Raw genomic sequence first — 25684 nt, 5'->3', positions numbered from 1 at the left:
TGTGGCATATGGAACTCCGAGTTACGGCGTTGGGGCCATGACCTGTGGACGGTTGCGCAGCAAGACGGTCTGGGCAAGGGTCGAGGCGTTGCCGTTGGACGATTGCGCGCTGAGCGTGATGGTTACATCGTTGGCTAGCGGGAGGCCGTCAGACTGCAGTCGCACAATGCGGTAATCAAGGTCGAGTCCGGTATCGGCCGTGACCGTCAGGTTGGTGCTGGTCAGCGGCTCCCAGGTGCCGGCTGCCGCGCAATTGGCGGGGGCACCAAGGTTCCCGGTCGTCAGAATTTCAATGCGATTGCCATTCAGGCGTACGCCGCGTACCTCGGCAGCGGTCAGCGTGCCGTTTCCAGGAGGGGCGAGCGTCGTGCTTTCCGGCAGGCGGTCATAGCGAAAGACGACGCAGTTATGATCGTTCTGGCCGCTTCCGCCAAAAAACCATATCTGGCGAAAAGTGGGGGCCACCGCTTCGGTATTGGCATAGCCGGACCGACGCAGTTCGCGCGTAATGGCCATCGATACGGTCTGCAATTCCTGCTGGGTGTTGGCATTGATTAACGCATCCTTGTTGCCGGCGAGGCTGCTCAGTCCGATCGATGCCGCTGCACTGAGCAGCAATACGCCGATGGCGAGCGCAATCAGTATTTCCATTAGCGTGATGCCACGCTGCATACTCAGCTGCATGCTGCATAGCCCCCGATTGCCGGTTTGTCCGATGCAACACATACGGAGGTCATTCCGGTACGGCTGACCCTGATCTGCAGTTGGTAGTTGCCACTGCCGACAGTAAGTGACTCGGTATTGCTGGTTCCGCCCGAATAGGTCAGTAGGCCATCAATAGGGCTGATTTGAGTGCCGGAGAAATTGCTTGAAACTGCAGCAAGATCAAGCTGCGGGTTGCGTGCAGCGTTAAAGCTTTTCAAGTCGCAGGGATCAAGCACGGTACAGGCCGCACTTTGTGTGCTGGCAATCAAGCTCCAGTTGCTGCCGGTGGTGGCTTGCAGATAAACCGGCGCATTGCGGCGGGTCGCCTCGGAACGCGCGTATTTGATCCAGCCTTGCACTTCGGCGGCAGTCCCACGCAAGCGCTCCCGCTGTAGCCAACCGGAAAAATTGGGCACCGCAATGGCCACCAGAATGGCAATGATTGCAATCGTGATCAGCAATTCGATGAGGGTAAACCCGCGAGTGCGGGTATCGGCGAAGGCGCTCATTACTTGCTTACACAAGTCTGACTGGTGCCACTGCTACTATCGTAAACCGAGCTGTTGCCATTACTGACCACCAAGCGCAGGGTCTTGCAGTTGGCGCGATCCGAACTCTGCGCGTTTTGTGCGGTGGCTGTTACCGTGTAGCCGCTTGCCGCATTACTGCCGATGGCAAGGGTGTAATAGCCGCTCTCGCTGGTTAACGACGTGGCAGTGGCTCCACTGGCAAGATTGAGTCCACCCGTGCCGAAGTTGTTGGTGTAGTTGCTGTTGTTGGCACGCCATTTTTCTTGTGCCTGCTGGATTCTGGCGAAGCTGACGGTCGCGTCGCTACGCCGGCTCTTGCGCACGTATTCCTGATAATTGGGCAAAGCAATGGCTGCCAGGATGCCGATAATCGCCACAGTGATCATCAGCTCGATCAGGGTGAATCCCCGAGCACTTTTTGTCATGTCTTCCTCCCATCCCCTCTTCGGGGGATAGGACATGATAAAGACCCCTGTCAATACAGGGCAATGATTACTTGTAAGCTACCGGCCGGCGTCGCCGAACTGCCGACAGTCGGTCGCTACTCGAGGCGGGCAGTGGCGGCGCGCTTGAGCCGATCGTTGACGGCAAGCCACTCGGGTGTCTGTGGTGGAGCCTCCATCAGCAGCACGTCGTGCTGGTGGTCGTGGCGGCGTAAAAGTGCGTAGAGCTCGCGGGCAAAATGCGCTGCGTCGGCGGCCAGTTGCTGGTGGTGGGCGCCTGCGGGCAGGGCGTCGATCGGGGTTCGGTGCAGGATTAGGACGCGTTCACCGGCTGCCATGCGGCGAGTGGCATCGTCGAGCAATGCAGGCAAAGTGCCGAGCACCAGCGGCGTGCGCGGTGCGTAGTGTGAATCCAGCAGGCCGGACGCGCGAATTTTGGCGGTTTTGTTGCTCTGATGGTGTTCAAGCGTGCGGCCGAGCACTGCTTCGATGGCTTCGCGGGCGATACCACCGGGACGCAGCAGCTTCGGGGTCTCGTCGACCAGACTGACGATGGTCGATTCAACGCCGACCGGGCTGGCGCCGCCGTCGAGCACCAGCGGGCATTCGGCGCCGAATTCGTCGCGCACGTGTTGTGCGGTGGTCGGGCTGACGTGGCCGAAGCGGTTGGCCGATGGGGCGGCCAGACCGCCACCGAATTGCTGCAGCAGGGCGTGCGCGAGCGGGTGCGCCGGCGCGCGCAGGCCGACCGTGCCCTGGCCGCCGGTAACAGAGTCGGAAACGTGGGGTTGGCGCTTGAGAATCAGCGTGAGGGGCCCCGGCCAGAAAGCCTCGGCGAGTCGGCGTGCGTCGGCGGGGATGTCGATGGCCCAGTCGTCGAGCTGTGCGGTGCCGGCGATGTGCACGATCAGCGGGTGATCGCTCGGGCGGCCCTTCAGGGCGAATATCTTGGCAACCGCTTCCGGATTGGCTGCATCGGCGGCCAGGCCGTAAACGGTTTCGGTCGGAATGGCGACCAGCTCGCCTTGGCGTAATAGCGCGATGGCGTGATCCAGATCATTCATGGCGAGGCACTGGTTCTTAAAAAACGCAATTATACCCGCGATGCCGAGCACTTCCCCGTGTGGCGTGGCACGAGGCGAAGCATGAAAAAGCCGGCGCTGGGCCGGCTTTTGCGCTGCTGTGCTGCTGGCTTAGAAACGCTCAGGCAGCTTTTGCAGGATGATGATGCGCTTGTTTTCCAGTCGGACATAGCCGCCGAAAACCAGTTCTTTCAGGATGCGGGCAATCATTTCCCGCGACGAGCCAACGCGGTCGGCGATGGCTTGCTGGGTCAGCGGCTCGGAAATCATCGTCACGCCGTCAATTTCGACAATCATGGTTTCAAACAGCGCACGAACCCGACCGTAAACGTCGAGCAGGGCGAGGTTTTTCATTGTCGTCGACAATTCGCGAATCATGCGCGCAAGGTTGAGGATCAGCTTGTCCTTCAACTGCGGGTAGGTATCGATCGCGGTGCGGAAGTCCTGCTTGGTGAACATCAGGAAGGTCGAGTCTTCCTCGGTCTGGGTCGACCAAGAGCGCGGTTCTTCGTCGAGCATGGAAATCTCACCGAATACGTCGCCCGGTTCGCCGATGGTAAAGACGAACTCTTTGCCTTGATTGTCGCTGGTGAACGAGCGGGTGCGCCCTTCAACCAGTACATACATCGCTTCGCCCGGATCGCCTTCGCGGAACAGGAAGGTGCCCTTGGGAAGCTGCCTTTTAACTGCGGCGTTGAAGACGATATCGAGATCGCTGTCCGAAAATTGTTCGAAGATCGGCAGCTGAGTCAGGAAGGTTTTCAGCGAGTGTTCCATATGGAGATGTCCTTAAGCCCTATTCATGTTGGGTTGGCTTTTTAATTGTGGGTGTTCGATACGTTGGCGCCATTGTGTGGCGCAGACGCGACGCCGCTCGCGTGCCCGGCTGACGGTTGGTCGGCCGAATCGGCGAGGGCTGGGACGATATCCATTTTCTTGGCGAGCATGTATTCATTCATTTCTTTCCAGCCCGCATAGATATCGGCCTTGGGTACCCTTGCATTACGAAGGTAACAATCTTCCAAGGCGCGCCCGCTGTGTCTGCAGGCGGCACCGATCGCCTTGCCGTTTTCCTGCTGTTTGTTCAAGAGGCCCGTGACTTGGTCACAGGCCGTAAGCGGCAATACCAGCAACAAGGAAAGCAGAGCGAGACGAGGCGAGATGGGCATGTCAACAGACATCTGATTGATTGGTTTTAATTGTAAGCCAAATCATTCAGCTTCGCGTTGACATATGCCAATCACGCCTCGTCCTGGTCGGGTCAGTTGGCTTGTTGAATACCGGCCAGTACCCAGCGCGGATCGTTCGGCTTCAGTTTGACGAAGTGCCAGACTTCGGCGAACGGTACGGCTGGGGCACCCAGCGATTCGCTGACCTTGCCGTAAAAACGGGCGCTGGCAACGAGCTGGCCATTGTCTTCGCCGGCGTCCAGTAGTTCCACCTGCAGTTCCGAGAACTCGGCGAGATCCTGATTGCCGCCGATTTCTGCCTGCAAGGAGGTGAACATTTGCGGCGTCAGGTAATTGCGCAGTTCTTCAAGTTGCTCGGGGCTGTTCAATGCCTGCATATGCAGGAAGCTGGCGCGGGCTTGGCGCAGAAATGCGGCGCTTTCGGTGCCGTCCGGCAGGCGGGTGATTGCTTGCGCCGGCGCGGTGGCGCCGTTCATGCCGTCGCCCATGCGGAAAACGCGATCCGTTTGTGATTTCGGCTGGCTTTGCCAGTTTGCGCCACCTGCTGCTGCCGGCACATGGCCGTAGCCGACCGGGGACGTCCGCTGGGCGCGACGGCGCATGTACATCACACCGCCGATGGTGAGCCCGCCAAGTAGCAGAATCCAGCCCCAAGGAATGCCGTCGCCTTGGGATTCGGATGCGCCCGAGGCGTTGTTGCCGTTCATGGCCTTGCCCAGCATATAGCCGCCGACTGCACCGGCAGCTGCGCCGGCCAGCGCGGTGCCGACACCACTGCGTGCCGGTTGCTGAGCTGGTGTTTGTGCCGGTACGGCTTGCTGTTGTGGCGCTGGCGCCGGGCGCTGCGGGGCGCTTTGGCGCTGTAGGCCGCTGGAGCGGCCGCCGCCGAGCCGTTTTGCTTCGGCAAGCGGGCTGGCGAAAAGTGAAATCGTAAGCAAGCCCAGCATCAGGTGCTGGCGCATCGGCCGTGTTGTCATGAACCGGTATTCCCTTTGGTATATGTCTAAGGTTTGTGACTATTGCCACTCTTAGTGGGGGTGGCCCAGGACAAGTTCAATCCCTTGGTGCTGGTTTACGCAAAAAATGCTGTCGTGCTTCAGTTGCGCTGGCCGCGTTCGATCGTTACGCCAACCCGGGCAACGTCCTGCAGGATGCCCGGCTTGGTCACCGAGATCCGCACCCAGGGTGCACTGAAGCGATCCAGCAACAGCTGCGCAATAAACTCGGCCAGGGCTTCGAGTAGCAGAAAATGCTGATTCTCGAGTTCGCTGCGCAGTGTTTTCACAACGAGATCATAGTCGATGGTATCGATCAGATCGTCGGATACGCTGGCCCGCGCTGATGGCAGGCCGATATCGAGATCAAGCTCGACGTCTTGCGGGGCAACTCGTTCCCAGTCGTACCAGCCGATCAGGGTTTTGGCGCGAACGCCTTGCAAATAGATGGTGTCCATAGCTCTGTCACATAACTGATGCGGCATTTGATGCGCTCGCTGCGCAATGACTTACAATGCCAAGCCCGCGATTGTAGTGGATTTGCCCATGTCCTCGCTAATGCTTGCCCTTGCTGCCTATCTGATCGGTTCCCTGTCGTTCGCCGTGATCGTTTCCCGCCTGATGGGGCTGGACGATCCGCGCAGCTATGGTTCGGGCAATCCGGGCGCGACCAATGTGCTGCGCAGTGGTAATAAAAAGGCCGCAGCGCTGACGCTGGCCGGTGATGCCTTCAAGGGCTGGTTGGCGGTCTGGCTGGCGCAAGGAGTGGCGTCGCGCTTCGGCCTTGGCGATACGGCGATTGCGCTGGCGGCGGTGGCCGTGGCGCTGGGGCATATGTGGCCGGTGTTCTTCCGCTTTCAGGGCGGCAAGGGTGTGGCGACGGCGGCGGGTATTTTGCTGGCGCTGGATTGGCGCGTTGGCCTTGTGGTGGCGCTGGCGTGGCTCGTTGTCGCCAAGGGCTTCAAGATTTCGTCGCTGGCGGCACTGCTCGCCGCGCTGATTGCCCCGGTGCTGACGTGGTTGTGGCTGCCACAGCCGGTGTACTGGTATGCGGTGAGCTTGATCGCCGTGTTGCTGATTGCGCGGCATCACGAGAACATCCGCGGCTTGTTGTCGGGCAAGGAAAGCCGCATCGGCAGCAAGCGCGAATAGCCTGCAGGTAGAACGGCCCACATTGTGGGCCGTTTCGATTCGCGGTAAAGCCGGCTTCTTAGCCGCGATCACGCAAAATGCGTTGTTTCTCGCGCAGCCATTCGCGCTCTTTCTCGGTCTGGCGCTTGTCGTGCTGCTGCTTGCCCTTGGCCAGACCGATCTCCAGCTTGATGCGACCACGGGTGTAGTGCATGTTCAGCGCGGCGACGGTATAGCCGGCGCGCTCGACCTTGATCGACAGCTTTTCGATTTCGCTGGCCTTGAGCAGCAGTTTGCGAATGCGGGTGGGGTCGGGGAGCACATGGGTCGAGGCGGTCGAGAGCGGCGATATATGCGCGCCCAGCAGCCAGAAGTCGCCCTTGATATAGCTGACGTAGGATTCTTTCAGCTGAACGCGACCAGCCCGGATCGATTTGACCTCCCAGCCTTCGAGCACGAGCCCGGCTTCATAGCGCTCTTCAATGAAGTAATCGTGAAACGCCTTGCGGTTATCGACAATGGTCATGGGTGATCAGGTAGCAGGCAAAACGCAATTTTAACCACAGCACCCACTCCGGGACGAGGTCAACATGTCTATCTTGGTTATTTACGCGGGCGGAACCATCGGTATGCAGCCCGGAAATGACGGCCTGGCGCCGGTTGCCGGGGCGCTCACCGCGCGTTTGCGGCAACTGGCACCCGATGCGGAATTACTCGAATATCAGCCGCTGCTTGATTCCAGTGCGATGGGCCCGCTGCACTGGAACCGGATTGCCGGCGATATTGTTGCGCGCAGTGATCGGTATGCAGGCTTTGTGGTACTGCACGGCACCGATACGCTGGCGTGGACCGCCTCGGCGTTGGCTTTGTTGCTGCGCGGGCTGGGGAAGCCGGTCATTTTGACCGGCGCAATGCGGCCATGGTTCGAGCAGGGAAGCGACGCGCCGGGGAATGTCGCCGCCGCGCTGGCGCTGGCTGATCGGGCAAGCGCATTTGTTGAGGTGGGCGTGGTCATGGCCGGGCAGGTGTGGCGCGGCTGCCGGGTACGCAAGCTCGATTGCGATCACGACGATGCCTTTGGCGCACCCAACGAGGCATCGCTTGGCGTGTTTGTCGATGGCAGTTGGCAGTTGGATACGGCGCGTCTACGCAAGCCTGCGTGTGCGATGGCGGAAATGGCGTTCATCCCGCTGGATGTCTCCGCGCGCGTTCTGCATGTGCAACTGGCACCGGGTTTTACCGCTGCATGGCTGGCCGAGGCATTGCGGTACGCGGAGCCGGATGCACTGTTGCTGCAGAGTTTTGGTAGCGGCAATCTGCCCGACCAAGCTGCGCTACTTGAAGTGCTCGCCGCACTGGCGGCGCGAATTCCGGTGGTCAATCTCAGTATCTGCCCGCGCGGCAGTGCCCGGCCCGGGCTGTATGCTGCCAGTCATCTATCCGGCGCTGTACTGCTCGACGGTGCGGGGATGACGCCGGAGGCGGCCCTGGCCAAGCTCTATGCCGTGACTGCTCGTTCGCAGGATCTGGCGACGCGGCAAGTGGCGTTTCTGGCCGACTGGGCCGGCGAGCATGGTGAAGGCGATTCCCCGGGCGGAGCGGTTGTGGTATAGTCTTCGCTTCTATGGCGGGTCTCCCCGCATGGCTAGAAGGTGAACTTGGTCAGGTCCGGAAGGAAGCAGCCACAGCTTTTGATGCCAGTGCCGGGGGTCGGGCTCGCCACCCCGAATTTGAAAAGCCGGTTTGCAGACGCAAGCCGGTTTTTTTTCGTCGGTCATTGTCCGGCATCCCCTGGCGATGTTGATCACGATCAAGGCGGGCATCCGGTTCGCGGCGCACTATGGGTTTCGCAAGCTGATGCTTCGTGTATCTCCAGTGGTATTTGAGCGCCGCCTTCCCGCGGCGCTTTTTTTTGCCGAACGGTAGCAAGTTCCCCGCTCTACGGGGTAGCTTTTGGCTTGTTTTTGCGGCGGCTGCCGCTGCATAATGCCGCATTCTGCAGCCATGGCATGCCAATGAAGTTTCTCTTCGATCTCTTCCCGATCGTGCTGTTCTTCGGCACCTATTCGATTACGAATGATCTCTTTATCGCTACGGCGGTTGCGATCGTGACGACGGGTGCGCAGGTCGTCTTTTCCTGGCTGCGCTGGCGCAAGGTCGAACCAACCCTGTGGTTGAGCTTCGGCCTGATCGCTGTGCTCGGTGGCGCAACGTTGCTCCTGCACGACAAAACCTTCATCTTCTGGAAGCCGACCGCGCTGTACTGGGTGTTTGCCGTGGTGCTGCTTGGCGCCAAATGGCTGCGCGGGCAGAACCTGATGCAAAAGCTCATGGGGCAGCAGCTGGAAATGCCTGCGTCCGTCTGGAGCAAGGTCAATCTGGCGTGGGCGATGTTCTTTGTTGTCATGGGGGCGCTTAATCTGTTTGTGGCTTTCCAGTTCAGCGAAGATATCTGGGTCAAGTTCAAGCTCTTTGGCACTTTGGGTCTGACGCTGCTGTTTGTGCTGGGGCAGGGGGTGGTGTTGAGTCGCTATCTGGACAATGCCTCGCCGCAAGGCAAGGAATAATCATGGCACTTTACGCAATCATGGCGACCGACAAGGCCGATAGCCTTGCCGATCGGCTTTCCGCTCGCCCGGCCCATCTGGCGCGCTTGGACGCATTGAAGAACGAAGGGCGTCTGGTGCTGGCCGGGCCGTTTCCGGCGATCGACGCAGTCGATCCGGGGCCGGCAGGCTTCTCTGGCAGCCTGATCGTGGCCGAATTCGAATCGCTCGAATCGGCGCAAAACTGGGCCGATGCCGACCCGTATCGCGTCGCTGGCGTGTATGTCTCGGTCGTCGTCAAGCCTTTCAAGCACGTGTTACCCTGATAGATCAAATGGCAGACTCCCTCGTTGAAGAAATCCGCAGCCGCCTGGCTGCGCTGGCGCCCGAGGCGCTGGATATCCATGACGACAGCGCCGCGCATGCCGGGCATGCGGGCGCCGCATCGGGCGGTGGGCACTTTGATGTGCTGATCGTCGCCGACGCGTTTGCCGGGCTCAATTCGCTGGCGCGCCACCGCAAGGTGTACGCGCTGCTGGGCGAACTGATGCCGCATCGTATCCACGCGCTCAGCCTGAAAGCGCTGACGCCGGATGAGCTTTGAATAAAAGCAGTAGCGAACTACCACCAACTCATCATCATCACGAACCATCACAAAGGATGTTTTCGATGCGCCAACCCAAACTGATTGCACTGTCGCTCGGCCTGGCCGTGAGTGTTGCATTTGCCGGCAATGTTGCCACCGTCAATGGCGTGGCCATTCCCGACAGCCGCATGGATATCTTCGTCAAGCAAGTGACCGAACGCGGCCAGAAGGATTCGCCGGAATTGCGCGCCAAGATCAAGGAAGATCTGGTTCGCAATGAAGCGCTGTATCAGGAAGCGCAAAAGAAAGGCTACGACAAGAATGCCGAAGTACAAGCTCAGCTGGACATGATGCGTCAGCAGGTACTGGTCAGCGCGCTGGTCCGCGATTACGTCAAGGCCAACCCGGTTTCCGATGCCGAACTGAAGAAAGAGTACGACAAGATCAAGTCGAACTTCAGCGGCAAGGAATATCAGGCTCGCCACATTCTGGTGAAGGATGAAGCGCAAGCCAATGCGATCATCGCTCAGCTGAAGAAGGGCGCGAACTTTGCCGATCTGGCGAAGAAGAACTCGCTCGACAAGGGCAGCGCAGAGAAGGGCGGTGAGCTGGGTTGGGCCAACCCGAACAACTTCGTACCGGAGTTCTCGGGCGCGATGACCAAGCTGGCCAAGGGTCAGATCACCCAGACCCCGGTGAAGACTCAGTTCGGTTACCACATCATCAAGCTGGAAGGCAGCCGTGATGCCAAGGGCCCGACCTTTGATCAGGTGAAGCCGGAACTGCAACGTGAAATGCAAGGCCAGAAGGTGCAGAAGTATGTCGAGGACCTCGTGTCCAAGGCCAAGGTTCAGTAAACCTGCCGTACCCGAAAAAAACCCCGCTCAGGCGGGGTTTTTATTACGCGCGTTTCAGTGTTGGGCTGCTTTGGCCATTTCGCTGTGCCAACGCTCGGCGATATAGGGTTCGGCCATTTGCGCATCGCTGATCTCACCCAGCCCGGCCTTGCTTGCCGCCGCGCGGATGGATGCAAGGCATGTGGGTGCGGCCCCGGCATCCGGGGTGCTGCCGAAGAGTTTTTCGCCGCAATCACCAATCACCTCCAGAAAGACCTGAGGCGGTACGTTCAGTAGCGGGTTCTTGGCACGCTGTTCATCCATGCGCTGGAGCGCGGCGTTGGCGACACTACTGGCGGCAGCGGTACGCGGCGTATCCGGGGCGATAGGGGCCGGCTCGCAGCCGCTCAGCAGGATGAGCAGTGCGAAGGCAGGTAGACAGTGTTTGATCATGTTTTTTCTCCTCTCCTTGATCCCTGGTTCTCAGGTTTGCAGGCGATTGTAAGCGCAGCCGTAGCGCTTGCCGTTCAACCGCGCCGGATGTTGTACCAAAGTAGCCCGATCAGCTCGCGCAGGCCGTGCTGCTGGCATACAGGGCTCTATCCTTGGGAAGCAGCGACAGCGCGCTGAACGGCTCCCGATTGGCGTAATCGGTGCCGGCCGGGGTCACGGCGAAGCCGGCGGTGGTGAAGGCCGGGGCCGCGCGGCGCAGGTGCCAGGCCTGGCTGACCAGAACGATGCGCCGATGCGCTGGCAGTAGCAGCCTGGCGCTGAGCTTGGCGTTGTCCAAGGTGTCGTCCGAGCTGCTTTCAACCCAACGTGCTTGCACGCCGAAGTCATCGTTCAGCGTTCGCGCCATCAGCGTCGCCTCGGCGATACCGCCGAGCGGCGCACCGCCCGATACCAGTACCGGCAGCTTGCTTTGCCGGGCGAGGCGGGCGCAGTAGCGCAGTCGTACCAGTGTGGCGTTGTTGACCGCTTCGCCGCCCGACTCGTCGTAGGCGCCGAAACGCTTGCCGCCACCGAGGCAGACGATGGCGTCGGCCTGCGCCAGCGCCGCAGGGGCGAGCGGCGGCGGTTCGAGCCGGCGCATCAGGGCGTTGGCGAGTAGCGGGGTCGACAGCGCGTAAATCAGCAGCACGCCGGCGCCGATCAGACTGCGACCGAGCCATGGCCGGCGGCGCAGCCAGTACGCGCCGGCAAGGATGAGGATCAGGCCGTTTGTCGGCGGCAGCAACAGGGCCGAGAGGGCGGCCTTGGCCAGAAAGGCGGGTGCGGGCATGGTCGGACTCAAAAATACGGGCCGCATCAAGCGGCCCGTGGTGGCGTGACATCCGGCCGATTTTACTCGCCCAGATATGCCTGCTGGATTTTCTCGTTGGCCAGCAGCTTGGCCGCGCTGTCGGCGAGCGTGATCCGGCCTGATTCCATCACATAGCCACGGTCGGCGGTTTGCAGCGCCAGCTTGGCGTTCTGCTCGACCAGCAGCATGGTGACCCCCTCGGCGGCGATCATGCGGATGATCTCGAAGATCTTCTGCACGATGATCGGTGCCAGCCCCATCGACGGTTCGTCCAGCAGCAGCAGCTTGGGTCGGCTCATCATCGCCCGGCCGATCGCCACCATCTGCTGTTCGCCGCCTGAGAGCGTGCCGGCCAGTTGCGCCCGGCGCTCTTTCAGCCGCGGGAACAGGCTGAAAACGCGCTCGACGTCGTTGGCGATCTCGGCCTTGTCGTTGCGCACGTAGGCGCCCATCTGCAGGTTTTCTTCGACCGTGAGCCGGCCAAAGATACCGCGGCCTTCGGGCACCAGTACCAGCCCCTGGCCGACGTAATCGTACGGCGCGAGCTTGGCCGTCGACTTGCCGTCGAAGCGGATTTCACCGGCCGCCGGTTTGACCATGCCGACCAGCGTTTTCAGCGTGGTGCTCTTGCCGGCACCGTTGGCGCCGATCAGCGCGACGAGTTCACCCTGTTTGATGTTGAGGTCGATGCCCTTGACGGCATGGATGCCGCCGTAGGCCACTTTGAGATCTTTGATTTCGAGGAGTGGGTTCATGGCATGGACTCTTATTCCGGCGCGACGCCGAGGTAGGCCTCGATCACGCGTGGGTCGTTCTTCACTTTTTCAGGGATGCCTTCGGCGATTTTCTTGCCGTAGTCGAGCACGGCGATGCGGTCGCACAGACCCATCATCAGCTTCACGTCGTGTTCGATCAGCAGGATGGTGACGCCGTCGCCGCGGATTTTCTCCATCAGCGCCTTGAGCTGGTCGGTTTCCTTCGGGTTCATCCCGGCGGCGGGTTCGTCCAGCGCCAGCAGCGTGGGTCTGGTCGCCAGCGCGCGGGCAATTTCCAGCCGGCGCTGATCGCCGTAGCTGAGGTTGCGCGCTAGATCATCCTTGCGCTTGCCGATGCCGACGTAATCGAGCAGCTCTTGGGCGCGAGCCGCAATCGTTGCTTCTTCGGCGCGCGCCTTCGGGCCGCGGAAGACCGCGCCGAACACGCCGGCTCGGGTGCGCACATGCTGGCCGACCATGACGTTTTCCAGCGCCGTCATATTGGCGAACAGCCGGATGTTCTGGAAGGTGCGGGCGATGCCGGAGTCGACCACCACATAAGGTTTCTGGCGGAACAGGTTTTTGCCGTTGAAGCTGAACCGGCCTTCGTCGGGCTGATACAAGCCGGTCAGCACGTTGAACAGCGTGGTCTTGCCGGCGCCGTTCGGGCCGATCAGGCCGTAGATCTCGCCGGAATGGATCGTCAGGCTCACATCGTTGAGCGCGTGCAGCCCGCCGAAGCGTTTGTGTATGCCTTCGATTTGCAGAAGAACGGGATTAGTCATGGTTACGCTCCGCGTCTTGCAGGCTGGCTTTCTCTTGCCCGATGATGTCCTGCTCCGGGTGCAGCTCGGCGGCACGGCGTCTGGATGGCCAGAGGCCTTCGGGGCGCAGCAGCATGATGGTGATCATCGCCAGACCAAAAATCAGCATGCGCAGGTTTTCCGGATCGACCACGCGCTTGCCGAACACGGCGTTCTGCAGCGGGTTGATCACATCGCGCAGCACTTCCGGCGCGATCGACACCAGGATGGCGCCGAGGATGACGCCAGGGATATGCCCCATGCCGCCGAGTACGACCATGCACAGCACCATGATCGATTCCATCAGCACGAACGATTCCGGCGACACGAAGCCCTGGAAGCTGGCGAACAGCGCGCCCGAGACACCGCCGAACGATGCGCCCATCGCAAACGCCAGCAGTTTGACGTTACGGGTATTGATGCCCATGGCGTTGGCGGCGATTTCATCCTCGCGGATCGCCACCCAGGCGCGGCCGATGCGCGAGCGTTGCAGCCGCAGACTCACGAAAATGATCAGGCAGCAGAACGCCAGGATCAGGTAGTAGTACAGGTGGACGGTCTCGAACCGTAGCCCGAACCACTCGATCGGCCGGCCCAGATCGTAGCCGGCGATATTGACCTTGCTGATGTTGTTGATGCCTTGCGGGCCGTTGGTGATATTGACCGGGCGGTCGAGGTTGTTGAGGAAAATGCGGATGATTTCGCCGAAGCCCAGCGTCACGATCGCCAGATAGTCACCGCGCAGTTTCAGCGTTGGCGTCCCCAGCAGCACGCCGAACAAGCCGGCGACGCAGGCGGCGATCAAGAGCATCACCAGCAGCGGCGGGTGCATCAGCCACTCCGGCAGTACCTGCGCCAGATGCGGCGAGTTCAGCAGTGCGAAGGTGTACGCGCCGACGGCATAGAAGGCGATGTAGCCCAGGTCGAGCAGGCCGGCAAAGCCGACAACGATGTTGAGCCCCAAGGCCAGCATGATGTAGAGCAGGGCGAAATCGACCGCCCGCAGCCACGACTTGCCGTTCTCGAAACCGCCTGTCACCGCCCACGGCAGGACCGCCAGCACCACCGCCAGAGCCGCGAAGATGACGATCTGCTGGGTAGATAGTTTTTTGATGTGCATGTTTTTCTCCCCGGATCTCAAGCGCGCTCGGCGACGCGTTCGCCCAGCAGGCCGGAGGGACGGAACACCAGCACCGCGATCAGCACGACGAAGGCGAAGATGTCCTTGTAGTGGCTGCCGAGGAAACCGCCGGTCAGATCGCCCAGATAGCCCGAGCCCAGGCTTTCGATGATCCCGAGCAGCAGGCCGCCGACGACGGCGCCGCCGAGGTTGCCGATGCCGCCGAGCACCGCGGCGGTAAACGCTTTCAGGCCGATCATGAAGCCCATATAGGCGTGGGCCTGGTCATAGTTGGCGGCGACCATCACCCCGGCGACGGCGCCGAGCGACGAACCGATGACGAAGGTCATCGAGATCACCGTATTGATGTTCACACCCATGAGCCCGGCGACTTCCGGATTTTGTGCGGTGGCGCGCATCGCACGGCCAAGGCGGGTTTTTTCGATCAGCCAGAACAGCCCGGCCATCAGCACCAGCGACAGCACGACGATGACGACCTGCAGGTCGGTGATCGCGGCACCGAAGAAGTCATGCACCGTGGTCGGCAGAATGCTCGGGAACGGCCGGTAATTGCGGCCCCAGATCAGCATCGCCACCTGTTGCAGCACGATGGAGACGCCAATCGCGGTGATCAGCGGTGCCAGGCGCGGCGCTTTGCGCAAGGGCCGGTAGGCGACTTTCTCGATCGTGTAGCCGAGCAGCATCGATACCGGAATCGCCATCAACAGGCCAGCCAGCAGCAACAGCGGCCCGGGCAGGTTGACGCCGGCGCCGACCAGCATATTGATGCAGGTGATGGTGACCATCGCGCCGATCATGACGATTTCGCCGTGGGCGAAATTGATCAGCTGCATGATGCCGTACACCATGGTGTAGCCCAGTGCGATCAGCGCATAAATGCTGCCGACGACCAGGCCGTTAATGATTTGTTGCAGAAAGATGTCCACCGTAGGGTCCTCGAGGAGGTTATAGCTTTGCGGGGTGCTGCCTGATCGGGCGCCGGATCATCGATCCTGGCCCGGCCGTATCCGGTGGGACGCGGGGGTCACCGCCTGCCGAGCGATTTGTGGTCCTCGGGTCAGAGCGGTGCAGTTCTACGTGATTATTACCGTAGCAGTTGGTGGCGAAAACTTACATGCGCACGTCAAGCCGTCAATACCTGTGGCTTTCCCTTACTTGCGCAGTGGCGCATTAGTACGGATGGCATGGCACAAGAAGGCCCGCTGACGCATTTGTCAGCGAGCAATACAACAGTAGTTTCAAACGAACGATTTATTCGCTTGCTGCGAGCAAATCCGCGTTACCGCCGGCTGCGGCGGTATTGACCGACACTGCCAATTCGCTGACAAGCCGATAGAGCGGGTAATGGCCTTGCGGCGTCGGCATGATGATGTCGACGATAGGGCCGTCTCGCCGGGCCAGTTGCTGTTTGAATGCAACACTTGGTTGCGTCACACACAGACAGGCAGCGATTGGCAAGGCCAGCGGATCGGGCACCGGATGACAGCACGCGCCGAGCGCCCTGTACCAGACGCCCAGCTCGGCAGTGTCTGCCAGTACGGCGGTGTTACCGGTCAGGATGGCCACCACGAGCTGTTGGCGCAATGCGCCGATGCTCGATGCCATGCAGGCAATCGCCCCGCGCGGCTGATAACCCAGCGTGTTGTGCTCGCCGGTGGGGCCGGGTAGCGCGCGGCTGCGGCCGATAGGCGAGCGCGCGGCGTAATCGTCGATCAGCCCGAGCAGGACCGCGGCTTCATCGGCATCGCATTGATTGGCCAATTCGCGCAGCGTGGCGGCAAGCGTCTGTGTCGTGGCATCAATGGGGCCGGCATGGCAGGGATCACCATGCTGCGTCAGCCGCCAGATCAGCCAGGGGCCGCCGGCCTTGGGCCCGGTGCCCGACAGGCGTCGGCCGCCAAACGGTTGTGAGCCGACCACTGCGCCAATCTGGTTGCGATTGACGTAGACGTTGCCGACCTGCACTCGCTCGATCACGGTATCGATAAAGCTCGGGCAACGGCTGTGGATGGCGAGGGTAAGGCCATAGCCCAGCGTGTTCACGCCACGTAATACTGCGTCCAGATTCTCCGGCGCGTAGGGCAGTACCGCGAGCACCGGGCCGAAAATGTCACTAGGGAGCGCATCCGGGCGGTCGACTTCGATCAGTGTCGGCGCGGCCATGTTTTCGGGGATAAAGCCTTCCAGCTGACCGTACTGATGGCCGGGATAGCCGGCGCGATGCAGGGCCGAGGTCGCGGTGTGCATCTGCGTGTTGGCGTCGATCGAGATCAGTGGTCCCAGATCGGTGCCGAGTGCGGCCGGATCACCGAGTCGCAGCTCGGCCATGGCCGCGCGCAGGCGGGCAATCAGTGCCGGGACGGTGGCTTGCGGCAGACACAGCAGGCGCAAAGCCGAACAACGCTGCCCGGCGCTATTGAAGGCGCTGGTGATTGCATCGCGAATCAGATGTTCGGGCAAGGCCGAAGTATCGGCGATCATCGTGTTGATGCCACCGGTTTCGGCAATCAGTGTGCTCAGGTGTTCATGGCTTGCCAGATTGCGCCCGATGGCGTGCGCAGTGGCGAGCGAACCGGTAAACAGTACGCCGGCGATGCGCGCATCGGCGCTGAGCAGCGCGCCGACCTGGCCATCACCGGGCAAAAGCTGCAATACATCACGATCAATGCCCGCGGCATGGCAGGCGTCGACGATCAGCGCGGCGATCAGCGGTGTTTGTTCGGCAGGCTTGGCCAGCACCGGGTTGCCGGCAACCAGTGCTGCGGCGATCTGGCCGGTGAAAATCGCCAGCGGGAAATTCCACGGGCTGATGACCGCGACCGGCCCTAGCGGCGACGGCCCTTGTTCGATCCAGTCGTGGCGGGCCACCGCTGCGTAATAGCGGCACAGATCGATGGCTTCTCGCCATTCAGCGAGTGCATCCGCCAGGGTTTTGCCGGCCTCGTGTACCAGATGTCTGAGCAGCTGATCGCGGCGGGCAAGCAGTGCGTCGGCGATGGCCTCCAGCAAGGCTGCGCGCTCGCTGACCGGCGTCGCGGCCCACGCCGGCGCGACCGCACGGGCGCGGTTCAGTGCCAGATCGATATCGGCATCGGCCGGATTGATGGCATGGCCGAGGCATAGTTCGGGCCGGAACGGGCTGTAAACCGGCCGGCCGTTGCGGGTTGCGCTGGATGCCTGATGGGTGGGCGCCGCGGTCAGCGTATCGGTCGATGCAAAGCCCAAGGTGCGCCGTAGCGCGTGAATGGCCGGATCGTCCCCCCAGCAGATGCCAGGGGCATGGATAGAACCATCGACACGAACAAGCGGCCGCGCGAGCGTCGGCTCCGGGTGCATGAGGGTATCGGCAACGGGATCGCAGGTCGCCGATGCCGGCTCGTCATCGGCGAGCAATTGATGAACAAAGGCATTGTTGGCACCGTTTTCGAGCAGGCGCCGGATGAGGTAGGGCAGTAGCGTGGCGTACTCGCCGACCGGGGCATAGATGCGGCAACGGTAATGAAGGCCATGCCCGGGCAGCAACGCGTAAAGAGCCTCACCCATGCCGTACAGGCACTGGAATTCGAACGGGCGGCCGGCAGCCATCGCGTGAATCGCCAGCGCGGTATAGGCGTTGTGGGTGGCGAACTGGGGGTAGACCGCATCGGGCGCATCGAGCAGGCGGCGGGCGCAGGCGAGAAAACACACATCCGTATGCGATTTGCGCGTGAATACCGGATAGTCGGGCCAGCCCTCGACCTGAGCCTGCTTGATTTCGCTATCCCAGTACGCGCCCTTGACAAGTCGAACGCTGATTACCCGTTTGTGGCTGCGCGCGCGCTCGATCAGCCAGTCGATTTGCGCCAGTGCACGCTTCTGATAGGCCTGCACCGCAATGCCCAGACCGTCCCATTCCGCTAACGTTGGCTCGGCTAGCAGACGTTTGAACAAGGAGAGCGCCAGCGTCAAGCGCTCGCTTTCCTCCGCATCGATGGTGATGGGCAGATCGTGCTGGCGGGCCAGTTGTACCAGTGCCAGCAGCCGCGGCCACAGCTCGGCATGAACGCGTTCGGCCTGCCGCGGTTCGTAGCGTGGATGCAGTGCGGACAACTTGATTGATACGCTGTCGCCGCCCGGATTGTGGCCGTTCGCAAGCGCCAGCAGTGCCTGACGATAGGCCGCGTCATAGCGGTCGGCATCGGCCTGTGTTTGCGCCGCCTCGCCGAGCATATCGAAAGAGTAGGCAAAGGCCGGGTTACGCCGGGCCAGTGCCTCGTCGATGTGCTCGGCCATGACGAAGTGGCGCTCCAGTTCACGCATCGCTGCACGCAGACCCAGCCGTACCAGTGGTTCGGTCGACTCGCGCTCGCTCCAGTGTCGCGCGTGCTCGAGTGTCCAGCGTGCCAGCCGCACCAGGGTGGAGTCCGAATGCGCCAGCCGTTTCCAATCGGCGGCATGCAGCAGATCGGTAATCAGCCGATCGCAGGTGGCGGTATCGGGAATGCGCAATAACGCTTCGGCCAGTGTCAGGAGTGCGCGGCCGGCGTCGCTGCCGAGTGGAAAGCCCGACAGCAGCGCATCGATGCCGTTGCCGTGGCGGCGCTGTTCGCGAAGCTGATCGGTGATCAGCGGCGCGTAGCGTTGCAGCAGGGTGTCTTCCTCGGTGGATAGCCGTGCCAACGGCAGCAAGCGGCGAACCAGCTGGGTTTCGTCGGCAAAATGGCTCAATGTGAGATCAAAGGGCGCGGTGGGCGCAGTCGATGGCATGTCGGTCTCGATAAAGGCTGTTACTACTCTAGTCAGCCCTGGCGCTGTGCGCGCCGATACCGGCCCATGTCCGAGCCGAGTGTTGCGTCGTCGCCCATTCGTCGCCCGTCATCTCCGCCATGAAGCCCAGGCATAAAAAAGCGGCGTCCGCAGACGCCGCTTCGCTCGACTGAAAGGCCGCTTACTTCGCTGCGCCGCCTGCCACCTCAAGCACTTCCCACTTGCCGCTCTTTACCTGGTAAATGGTGATCGGGCCGTTCTTCAGGTCGCCCTTGTCGTCGAACGACACATTGCCGGTGACGCCCTGGAATTCCAGCTTGGTGAGCTCCGGCAGATACTTGGCCGGCTCGGTCGAACCGGCCTTCTTCATTGCTTCGACCAGCACCTTGACCGAGTCATAGCAGTACGGCGCGTACAGCTGCACCTCGGTACCGAACTTGGCCTTGAACTTGTCGAGGAAGGCCTGGCCGCCCGGCATTTGTTCCTTGGGCATACCCGGGCTCGACGAGATCATGCCGTCCGAATCGCTGCCCGACAGCTTGATGAATTCCGGTGTTTGCGTACCGTCGCCGCCCATGACCTTGGCGCTGATGCCGAGCTTCTTGGCTTGCTTCTTCAGCGGCGCGGCTTGTGCATCCATGCCGCCGTAGAAGATCAGATCCGGCTTGGCGCCCTTGATGCTGGTCAGGATGGCGTTGAAGTCGGTTTCCTGATTGGTGGTGAATTCGCGCTTGACCACTTCGGCACCGGCGGCCTTGGCGGCTTTCTCGAACTCGTCGGCCAAGCCCTGGCCGTAAGCGGTGCGGTCGTCAACGATGGCGATTTTCTTCGCGCCGAGCTTGGTCGCGGCGTATTCGCCGAGCACCTTGCCTTGCTGAGCGTCGTTGGCCATCACGCGGAAGGTGGTCTTGAAGCCCTGCGCGGTATAGGCGACGGCGGTGGCCGACGGCGAAATTTGCGGAATACCGGCATCGGAGTAGATCTTCGAGGCAGGAATGGTCGTGCCCGAATTCAGATGACCGATGACGCCGGCAACCTTCTGGTCGACGAAACGCTGGGCGACGGTGGTGGCGGTCTTCGGGTCGGCCTGGTCGTCTTCGGAGATGAGTTCGAACTTGACCTTCTTGCCGCCGATGTCGGCACCACCGGCTTCGTTGATTTCGTCGATTGCCATCTGCACGCCGTACTCGTTGTCCTTGCCGAGGTGGGCGATGTTGCCGGTCAGCGGCGCGGCGTGGCCAAGTTTGACGGTGTTGCCGTCGCCCGACGGTGCGGTGGAGGTGGCCGATGTGGCGGACTCGCTGGCGGCCTGTTGTGCCGGTTCCTGCTTGCCGCAGGCGGTGATCGACAGCACTGCGGCTGCGATCAGGCTGTAACGTGCAATGCTCATGCTCTCGTTCCCCAGATTAGATAGTTGATGCGTTGTGGCTCGCGCGATCACAGTTGCCGGCCGAATCGGGCGTAGCAGTGGATGGCGATGCTGGAAATCATCATGGATAGCGCCCGGAAATACTGTCAAATCCGGGCTTTCCCGGGTGCAGCAAATGCAACAAAGCCTCGGCTTTTTACTGAGTGGTGATTCGGTGGGCTTTGTCCATTAAAGCAAGCGTTTAGCGTGGACCAACGGTATTGCGTGCGTTCGAACGCGGAATCAAACAAGTGTTGGATTGGCGCATCGGTGCAGGGATCCACCGGGTGAGAAATACGCCAATGGTTACATCCAGCCGTGCTCGGCGAACGATTCGACCCGTGCACCGGCGACGAGAAAATGATCGAGCAAACGTACGTCCAGCAGATTCAGGGTCTGGGCCAGTTGCGCCGTGAGTAGCCGGTCGGCCTCGGATGCGTCGGCGCGGCCCGACGGGTGATTGTGGGCGACGATGACCGCCGCGGCATTGTGCGCCAGCGCCCGGCGCGCCAGTTCGCGCGGGTAAACGCGCGTTTCGGCAAGGCTGCCGTGGGCGAGTTCCTCGCAGGCGATCACCCGGTGGGCGGTATCCAGAAACAGCGCGACGAAAACCTCGATATCCCGGCCGCGCAGCAACAGCCCGAGGTAGCGCCGCACCGCTTCGGGCGAATCAAGCGCGCTCTGCTGGCTGATCTCTTCCTTGAGCGTGCGCTTGGCCATTTCCAGTACCGCCTGCAGTTGCGCGTACTTGGCGTCACCCATGCCGGGCACCGCGGAAAAGGCCGGGCGCGGCGCGGCAAACAGCGCGGCGAGCGAACCGAAATGGGTGAGCAGGTCGCGCGCCAGATCGACCGCGCTTTTGCCGGGCAGGCCGACGCGCAGGAAAATCGCCAGCAATTCGGCTTCGGACAAGGCCGTAGCGCCAAGGCTGAGCAACTTTTCCCGCGGTCTTTCGCCGATGGGCCAGTCGGTGATTGCCATGCTTCTCGGTTACACTTTGTCTGTTCAGAGACCTCGTTATAAGCAAGGGCTGCTAATGAAGCAAAAACGCATTGTGCTCGGCGTATCGGGCGGCATTGCCGCGTACAAGACGGCGGAACTGACCCGCCTGATGGTCAAGGCCGGCTGGCTGGTCGATGTGGTGCTGACCGACGCCGGCGCCCGGTTTGTCACGCCGGTGACCTTCCAGGCTTTGTCGGGCCGACCGGTCTACCAGCAAATGTGGGCGCCCGAGATCAGCAACGGCATGGCGCACATTCAATTGACCCGTGGCGCCGATGCGCTGGTGCTGGCACCGGCGACGGCCGACCTGATCGCCAAGACCGCGCATGGCTTCGCCGACGATCTGCTCTCGACCTTGATCGCCGCGCGCGACTGTCCGCTGTTCGTGGTGCCGGCGATGAACCGGCAGATGTGGGAGAACCCACCGAACCAGCGCAATATCACCCAGCTGCGAGCCGACGGCGTCGCCGTACTCGGGCCGGCGGCGGGTGAACAAGCGTGTGGCGAAGTCGGTCTTGGGCGAATGATCGAGCCCGAGGAAATCATGTTGCGGCTGCAGGCGGCGTTTCAGGCCAAGCCGCTGGCGGGCAAGAAAGTCCTGCTCACCGCCGGGCCGACCTTCGAGCGCATCGACGCGGTGCGCGGGATTACCAATAGTAGCTCGGGCAAGATGGGTTTCGCGCTGGCCCGCGCCGCGTGGGAAGCCGGCGCCGAAGTGGTGTTGATCGCCGGCGAAACCGTGCTGGCAACGCCGACCGATAGTCGCCGGATCGACGTGAGATCGGCACAGGAAATGCTGACGGCGGTTGAGGCCGAGGTTGATGACGCCGATATTTTCATTTCGGTTGCCGCCGTGGCCGACTATTACGTGCTGAACCAGAGCGAGCACAAGATCAAGAAGGATGCGCATATCCTGACGCTTGAACTCGCCCCGAATACCGACATCCTCGCCAAAATCGCCTGCCGCGAAACGCCGCCGTTCTGCGTCGGTTTTGCTGCCGAATCCGAAAACCTGCTCGAATACGCCGAAGCCAAGCGGCGCCGTAAACACCTGCCGCTGCTGGCTGCCAATCTGGTGCAGCAGGCGATGGGGGCGGACGACAACGAAGTCATCCTGCTCGACGACGATGGCGAGCACCGGCTGCCGCGTGGTGCCAAGCTCGACGTGGCGCGGCGGATGATCACCCATATTGCCAAGCTCTACGCCAAACAAGGAAAAACCGCATGACCCAGCTCGACGTCAAAATTCTCGACGACCGCCTCAAGGACAACCTGCCGGCCTACGCGACGCCGGGCGCCGCCGGCCTCGATCTGCGCGCCTGTCTCGCTGCACCGCTGGATCTGGCGCCGGGCGCGACCTCGCTGGTGCCGACCGGTATAGCGATCCACCTGGAAAACGCGGGTCTGGCCGCGATGATCCTGCCGCGCTCGGGGCTGGGGCATAAGCACGGTATCGTGCTCGGCAACCTGGTTGGCCTGATCGATTCGGATTATCAGGGGCAGATTTTCGTGTCGGTCTGGAACCGTGGCAACCAAGCGTTTACGGTGCAGCCGATGGAGCGGATCGCCCAGCTCGTGATCGTGCCGGTGGTGCAGGTGGCGTTCAATATCGTCGACGACTTTGCCGAGAGCGAACGCGGTGATGGCGGCTTTGGCAGTACCGGCAAGCATTGAGCCTGTTACGGTTCGCGCTGATGAAAAAACGGCCCGTCGGGCCGTTTTTTCATGGCTGGAGAATACGGTTCAAACGCCATACGGCCGAATCGGCGTCGACCAGGCTACGGCGCCGCGCGATCTGCCAGGCCGATTCGAGCGCTGGATCGAAATGCTCGCCGTAGCGGTCATGCAGTACGTCCAGATCATGCAAATGCCCCAGCGCTTCCTGCGCCGGTTTGCATTGTGCGCCAAAGCGCCGCCAGTGCAGATCAAGCCAGAGCGCTTGCCCTTCGTGCAGATAGCGCGCTTTTTTCACCAGCAATCGTGCGGCGTGCCAGTCGTGCGCGGGGGTGGCCGGCGTCAGCACGGCGAGGGCGCGCTGCAGTTTGCGGCGGGCACGGCGGGTGGCGAGGCGGCTGGCGCTGGCGACCTGGGCGGACTCAAGCAGATCGACCGCGCTCAGGACGCGTTGATGCAAGGCATCAACCGAAGCCAGATGGGTCGCGAGAATGGCGCTGAGCGGTGTACTGCGATCGGGCGGTGCGAGTCTGGCCAAGAGGGGGGCGCTACCCGGCAAGGCGGCCAGCAGTTCCCGCATCACTTCATCGTCACGCAGCGCATTGGTATCGTGCGCCAGCGCACCGAGTTCATTGCGGATTGCCGCAACGGCAGGCAGCTCGGTGAATGGTGTCAGGCGCGCCCGCAGCCCGCGCACCGCGACACGCAGCGCGTGCAGGGCATCGGGGTCATCGCTGCCGCTCAGCAAGGTGTGATAGACCGCTTCAAGTGCGAGTGCATCGCGTTTGAGCTTTTGCTGCCAGCGCCGTAGCAAGTCCATGATCAGGCCGGTGCCTTGGCCGATTGCGCCTGTACCCAGGAAAGTGCCTCGTGCAGCGAGCCGAGCACCGGTACATTCAGCGTCAGCGTGTGCGCATCGGGCTGACGCAGATCCGGGATCATCGCGACGCGGCAACCGGCCGAATGCGCGGCCTTGACACCAAAGTTCGAATCCTCGAAGGCAAAGCAGTCGCGTGCATCGACGCCCAACTGATTGGCAGCGGCCAGATAGATATCCGGCGCCGGCTTGGGATGGACGATTTCATCGCCGCAGCGGCTGGCGGCCAAATGCGGCCACAACCCGGCAGCCTTGAGATGGTGTTCGGCAATGCTGCGGCGGGTTGAGGTGGCGACGGCGATGGGCAGACCTTGCTGGCGAAACCAGCCAAACAGCTCGAATACACCGGGCTTGAGCGGGATCGGCGTGTCGGTCAGTCGCAGATAATGGCGGTGCGTGCTGCTGCGGATATCGCTGATCGGGAAATCGGCGCCCAGCTCGCCGGCAAGATAGGCATCGACCTTGCTCGAATGCATGCCAACCATGCCGAGCACCACCGATTCGGCGATGCGCAGGCCAAGTTCATCGGCGGCATGTTGCCAAGCCTGGCACGCGATCCTTTCGGTATCGAGCAACAGACCGTCCATATCAAAAATCGCACCGCGGGCGTGGAATGGCTGCATCGCAGATAATCCGTGTTCTTTACAAAACAATAGTTTAACCGATGCGGCCGAGTGGTCGCAGCGAACGGGGAAATCCATGTCCAAACACAAACCCGCCGTCTGTCCGTGCGGCAGCGGCCTGGCGTATGCGCTTTGCTGCGGCCGCCTGCATGACGGCCTCGCCGCAGCGGATGCCGAAGCGCTGATGCGCTCGCGCTATAGCGCCTATGTTTACGGCCTGGAAGCGTACCTGCTGGCAAGCTGGGCGCCGGAAACCCGGCCGGTTTCGCTTGATCTGGCCGATGAAGCGCCGATCAAGTGGCTCAGGCTTGAGGTGGCGGGGCACTGGCCGGATGGCGATAGTGCCGAAGTGGCGTTTACCGCGTATTACAAGGTGGGCGGGCGCGCCGAACGCCTGAGCGAACGCAGTCGGTTTCGCCGTGATCCGCAGCTGGGCTGGTTGTATATCGATGGCCTCGTCGACGAACGGGCGGGACGCTAAGGCGTCGGCCTCTCACCGGAATACAACGTTCTAGTCGGGTTGTTCGTGCCCTTGTGGCGTGGATGAGTCAAAATTAAAACGATCGTTTGCTTCATTGCTTGACGCGGGTCAATGCGTGGCGTAATTTCAAACGTGTGTTTGAAATTGTGATCGGTCGATTACAAAACAAGGAGCACAAAATGGCTGAATCGGCCAAAGCACTCGAAACCTCGGCACGCATTCTGGACGCAGCCGAAAAGTTGTTTGTCGAACATGGCTTTCACGCCACGTCGATGCGACTGATCACCCAGGCTGCCGGCGTGAATATCGCCGCGGTGAATTACTACTTCGGCTCGAAGGATGGTCTGTTCAAGGCGGTGTTCGAACGCCGTGCCGAGCCGTTCTCGCAGCTGATGCTGGCGCATTTGGACGACGCCGAGCGTGCCAGTGAAGTGCCGAGTGCGCTGCAGATTGTCCATTCCTTCATCAACGCTGCGCTGCAAATGGGTAGTGAGCCCGATAAAGGTGGTCAGCTGTTCGTGAAGCTGCTGGCGCGCACCTTTGTCGAGCCGCATCCGGCGCTGAAAGAAAGCATGCCGCGCCGATACGGCGAGATGTCTCGCCGCTACATCGCCGCCTTGGGCCGGGCGATGCCGCATTTGTCCGAGCTGGAGTTGCACTGGCGCTTCCATTTTCTGTCGAGCGCAATCTTCAATGCGTTCGCCGGTAACAACGTGTTGCGGCTGTTTATGACGCAACCCATCGTCAACGCGCGTGATCCGGAGTTGATCGCGCGCATGCTGCTGCCGTTTGTCGTCGCCGGGCTCAATGCCCCGGCCGCCGGCTGA

31 protein-coding genes and 1 other RNA gene are annotated in these 25684 nt (G+C 61.7%); 12 read left to right on the top strand and 20 right to left on the bottom strand.

All coding sequences use genetic code 11. The features are described 5' to 3' along the window. Nucleotides 1-21: 21 nt before the first annotated feature. From JLC71_RS06450 to JLC71_RS06415, 8 genes are all read right to left on the bottom strand, one after another. Entirely contained in the window at nt 22-672 is a 651-nt protein-coding gene (locus tag JLC71_RS06450) for a prepilin-type N-terminal cleavage/methylation domain-containing protein (protein WP_200917928.1), read from the bottom strand. Nucleotides 673-674: 2 nt separating this feature from the next. Further along, complete coding sequence (locus JLC71_RS06445; RefSeq protein WP_200917927.1) at nt 675-1214, bottom strand: GspH/FimT family pseudopilin; 540 nt, start codon at nt 1212-1214, stop codon at nt 675-677. Further along, the gene (locus JLC71_RS06440) at nt 1214-1696 is read right to left on the bottom strand and encodes a type IV pilin protein (protein WP_305066884.1); all 483 of its coding nucleotides are present in this window, start codon (nt 1694-1696) and stop codon (nt 1214-1216) included. The genes JLC71_RS06445 and JLC71_RS06440 overlap by 1 nt, the downstream gene beginning before the upstream one ends. A gap of 80 nt (nt 1697-1776) precedes the next feature. Next, nucleotides 1777-2742: an L-threonylcarbamoyladenylate synthase gene (locus JLC71_RS06435; protein ID WP_200917926.1), complete on the bottom strand. Its 966-nt coding sequence runs from the start codon at nt 2740-2742 to the stop codon at nt 1777-1779. A 129-nt stretch (nt 2743-2871) separates the two neighbouring features. After that, nucleotides 2872-3537 (bottom strand): Crp/Fnr family transcriptional regulator, encoded by a 666-nt coding sequence (locus JLC71_RS06430; protein WP_200917925.1) that lies wholly within the window; start codon nt 3535-3537, stop codon nt 2872-2874. A 41-nt stretch (nt 3538-3578) separates the two neighbouring features. Beyond that, the gene (locus tag JLC71_RS06425) at nt 3579-3941 is read right to left on the bottom strand and encodes a hypothetical protein (RefSeq protein WP_200917924.1); all 363 of its coding nucleotides are present in this window, start codon (nt 3939-3941) and stop codon (nt 3579-3581) included. A gap of 80 nt (nt 3942-4021) precedes the next feature. Then, the gene (locus JLC71_RS06420) at nt 4022-4927 is read right to left on the bottom strand and encodes a Tim44 domain-containing protein (protein WP_200917923.1); all 906 of its coding nucleotides are present in this window, start codon (nt 4925-4927) and stop codon (nt 4022-4024) included. A gap of 119 nt (nt 4928-5046) precedes the next feature. Continuing rightward, a complete protein-coding gene (locus JLC71_RS06415; RefSeq protein WP_200917922.1) occupies nt 5047-5403 on the bottom strand; it encodes a dihydroneopterin aldolase in 357 nt (118 codons plus the stop codon). Between the two features lie 88 nt (nt 5404-5491). Here JLC71_RS06415 and plsY point away from each other — a divergent pair, with 88 nt between their 5' ends. Further along, a complete protein-coding gene (gene plsY, locus JLC71_RS06410; protein ID WP_200917921.1) occupies nt 5492-6097 on the top strand; it encodes a glycerol-3-phosphate 1-O-acyltransferase PlsY in 606 nt (201 codons plus the stop codon). Between the two features lie 58 nt (nt 6098-6155). Here plsY and smpB read toward each other — a convergent pair whose 3' ends face one another. Further along, the gene (gene smpB, locus JLC71_RS06405) at nt 6156-6602 is read right to left on the bottom strand and encodes an SsrA-binding protein SmpB (RefSeq protein WP_200917920.1); all 447 of its coding nucleotides are present in this window, start codon (nt 6600-6602) and stop codon (nt 6156-6158) included. A gap of 64 nt (nt 6603-6666) precedes the next feature. Here smpB and JLC71_RS06400 point away from each other — a divergent pair, with 64 nt between their 5' ends. The 7 genes from JLC71_RS06400 to JLC71_RS06370 all read left to right on the top strand — a co-directional run bounded on the left by JLC71_RS06400 (nt 6667) and on the right by JLC71_RS06370 (nt 10065). Then, nucleotides 6667-7689 carry an asparaginase domain-containing protein gene (locus JLC71_RS06400; RefSeq protein WP_374757619.1) on the top strand — a complete coding sequence of 341 codons (1023 nt, stop codon included), beginning with the start codon at nt 6667-6669 and terminating at the stop codon, nt 7687-7689. 13 nt (nt 7690-7702) lie between these two features. After that, nucleotides 7703-7800, top strand: an RNA gene (ffs, locus tag JLC71_RS06395) — signal recognition particle sRNA small type. A gap of 19 nt (nt 7801-7819) precedes the next feature. Further along, the gene (locus JLC71_RS06390; protein ID WP_200917918.1) at nt 7820-8002 is read left to right on the top strand and encodes a hypothetical protein; all 183 of its coding nucleotides are present in this window, start codon (nt 7820-7822) and stop codon (nt 8000-8002) included. A 38-nt stretch (nt 8003-8040) separates the two neighbouring features. Further along, nucleotides 8041-8643, top strand: coding sequence for a septation protein A (locus tag JLC71_RS06385; RefSeq protein ID WP_236251009.1), 603 nt, complete (start codon nt 8041-8043; stop codon nt 8641-8643). 2 nt (nt 8644-8645) lie between these two features. Then, nucleotides 8646-8948: a YciI family protein gene (locus JLC71_RS06380; RefSeq protein ID WP_200917917.1), complete on the top strand. Its 303-nt coding sequence runs from the start codon at nt 8646-8648 to the stop codon at nt 8946-8948. 8 nt (nt 8949-8956) lie between these two features. Beyond that, nucleotides 8957-9226 (top strand): BolA family protein, encoded by a 270-nt coding sequence (locus JLC71_RS06375; protein WP_200917916.1) that lies wholly within the window; start codon nt 8957-8959, stop codon nt 9224-9226. 65 nt (nt 9227-9291) lie between these two features. After that, nucleotides 9292-10065: a peptidylprolyl isomerase gene (locus tag JLC71_RS06370; protein ID WP_200917915.1), complete on the top strand. Its 774-nt coding sequence runs from the start codon at nt 9292-9294 to the stop codon at nt 10063-10065. Between the two features lie 54 nt (nt 10066-10119). Here the strand turns inward: JLC71_RS06370 and JLC71_RS06365 are convergent, their stop codons facing one another. The 9 genes from JLC71_RS06365 to radC form a co-directional block, all read right to left on the bottom strand. Further along, entirely contained in the window at nt 10120-10497 is a 378-nt protein-coding gene (locus tag JLC71_RS06365; RefSeq protein WP_200917914.1) for a hypothetical protein, read from the bottom strand. 109 nt (nt 10498-10606) lie between these two features. Beyond that, nucleotides 10607-11326, bottom strand: coding sequence for a YdcF family protein (locus JLC71_RS06360; RefSeq protein WP_200917913.1), 720 nt, complete (start codon nt 11324-11326; stop codon nt 10607-10609). A 62-nt stretch (nt 11327-11388) separates the two neighbouring features. Next, nucleotides 11389-12102 (bottom strand): ABC transporter ATP-binding protein, encoded by a 714-nt coding sequence (locus JLC71_RS06355; RefSeq protein ID WP_200917912.1) that lies wholly within the window; start codon nt 12100-12102, stop codon nt 11389-11391. Nucleotides 12103-12113: 11 nt separating this feature from the next. Continuing rightward, nucleotides 12114-12887 carry an ABC transporter ATP-binding protein gene (locus JLC71_RS06350; RefSeq protein WP_200917911.1) on the bottom strand — a complete coding sequence of 258 codons (774 nt, stop codon included), beginning with the start codon at nt 12885-12887 and terminating at the stop codon, nt 12114-12116. Then, nucleotides 12880-14025: an ABC transporter permease subunit gene (locus tag JLC71_RS06345; protein WP_200917910.1), complete on the bottom strand. Its 1146-nt coding sequence runs from the start codon at nt 14023-14025 to the stop codon at nt 12880-12882. The genes JLC71_RS06350 and JLC71_RS06345 overlap by 8 nt, the downstream gene beginning before the upstream one ends. Nucleotides 14026-14042: 17 nt before the next feature. Further along, on the bottom strand, nt 14043-14972 hold the full coding sequence (locus tag JLC71_RS06340; RefSeq protein WP_200917909.1) for a branched-chain amino acid ABC transporter permease: 930 nt from the start codon (nt 14970-14972) through the stop codon (nt 14043-14045). Between the two features lie 325 nt (nt 14973-15297). Next, nucleotides 15298-18792 (bottom strand): bifunctional proline dehydrogenase/L-glutamate gamma-semialdehyde dehydrogenase PutA, encoded by a 3495-nt coding sequence (putA, locus tag JLC71_RS06335; protein WP_200917908.1) that lies wholly within the window; start codon nt 18790-18792, stop codon nt 15298-15300. Nucleotides 18793-18973: 181 nt separating this feature from the next. Continuing rightward, on the bottom strand, nt 18974-20182 hold the full coding sequence (locus tag JLC71_RS06330; protein ID WP_200917907.1) for a branched-chain amino acid ABC transporter substrate-binding protein: 1209 nt from the start codon (nt 20180-20182) through the stop codon (nt 18974-18976). 324 nt (nt 20183-20506) lie between these two features. Continuing rightward, a complete protein-coding gene (radC, locus tag JLC71_RS06325) occupies nt 20507-21181 on the bottom strand; it encodes a RadC family protein (protein WP_200917906.1) in 675 nt (224 codons plus the stop codon). Between the two features lie 55 nt (nt 21182-21236). On the opposite strand from radC, the gene coaBC reads away from it, so the two are divergent. Together coaBC and dut are read left to right on the top strand one after the other, a co-directional pair. Beyond that, nucleotides 21237-22430 (top strand): bifunctional phosphopantothenoylcysteine decarboxylase/phosphopantothenate--cysteine ligase CoaBC, encoded by a 1194-nt coding sequence (gene coaBC / locus JLC71_RS06320; protein WP_200917905.1) that lies wholly within the window; start codon nt 21237-21239, stop codon nt 22428-22430. Then, nucleotides 22427-22876, top strand: coding sequence for a dUTP diphosphatase (dut, locus tag JLC71_RS06315; RefSeq protein WP_200917904.1), 450 nt, complete (start codon nt 22427-22429; stop codon nt 22874-22876). Before coaBC ends, dut begins: the two co-directional genes overlap by 4 nt. A 49-nt stretch (nt 22877-22925) precedes the next feature. Here dut and JLC71_RS06310 read toward each other — a convergent pair whose 3' ends face one another. Next, nucleotides 22926-23696: a CHAD domain-containing protein gene (locus tag JLC71_RS06310; protein WP_200917903.1), complete on the bottom strand. Its 771-nt coding sequence runs from the start codon at nt 23694-23696 to the stop codon at nt 22926-22928. Nucleotides 23697-23698: 2 nt separating this feature from the next. Continuing rightward, nucleotides 23699-24376, bottom strand: coding sequence for an HAD family hydrolase (locus tag JLC71_RS06305; RefSeq protein WP_200917902.1), 678 nt, complete (start codon nt 24374-24376; stop codon nt 23699-23701). 76 nt (nt 24377-24452) lie between these two features. Between JLC71_RS06305 and JLC71_RS06300 the strand changes: the two genes are divergently transcribed. After that, nucleotides 24453-24857 (top strand): YchJ family protein, encoded by a 405-nt coding sequence (locus tag JLC71_RS06300; RefSeq protein ID WP_200917901.1) that lies wholly within the window; start codon nt 24453-24455, stop codon nt 24855-24857. A gap of 179 nt (nt 24858-25036) precedes the next feature. Then, the gene (locus tag JLC71_RS06295; RefSeq protein ID WP_200917900.1) at nt 25037-25684 is read left to right on the top strand and encodes a TetR/AcrR family transcriptional regulator; all 648 of its coding nucleotides are present in this window, start codon (nt 25037-25039) and stop codon (nt 25682-25684) included.

This window comes from Jeongeupia sp. HS-3 (genome assembly GCF_015140455.1).
In the GTDB taxonomy this organism is placed as follows: Bacteria; Pseudomonadota; Gammaproteobacteria; order Burkholderiales; family Chitinibacteraceae; genus Jeongeupia.
Note: the sequence above shows the minus strand (reverse complement) of the source record. Positions and strands in the feature narration are given on the sequence as shown.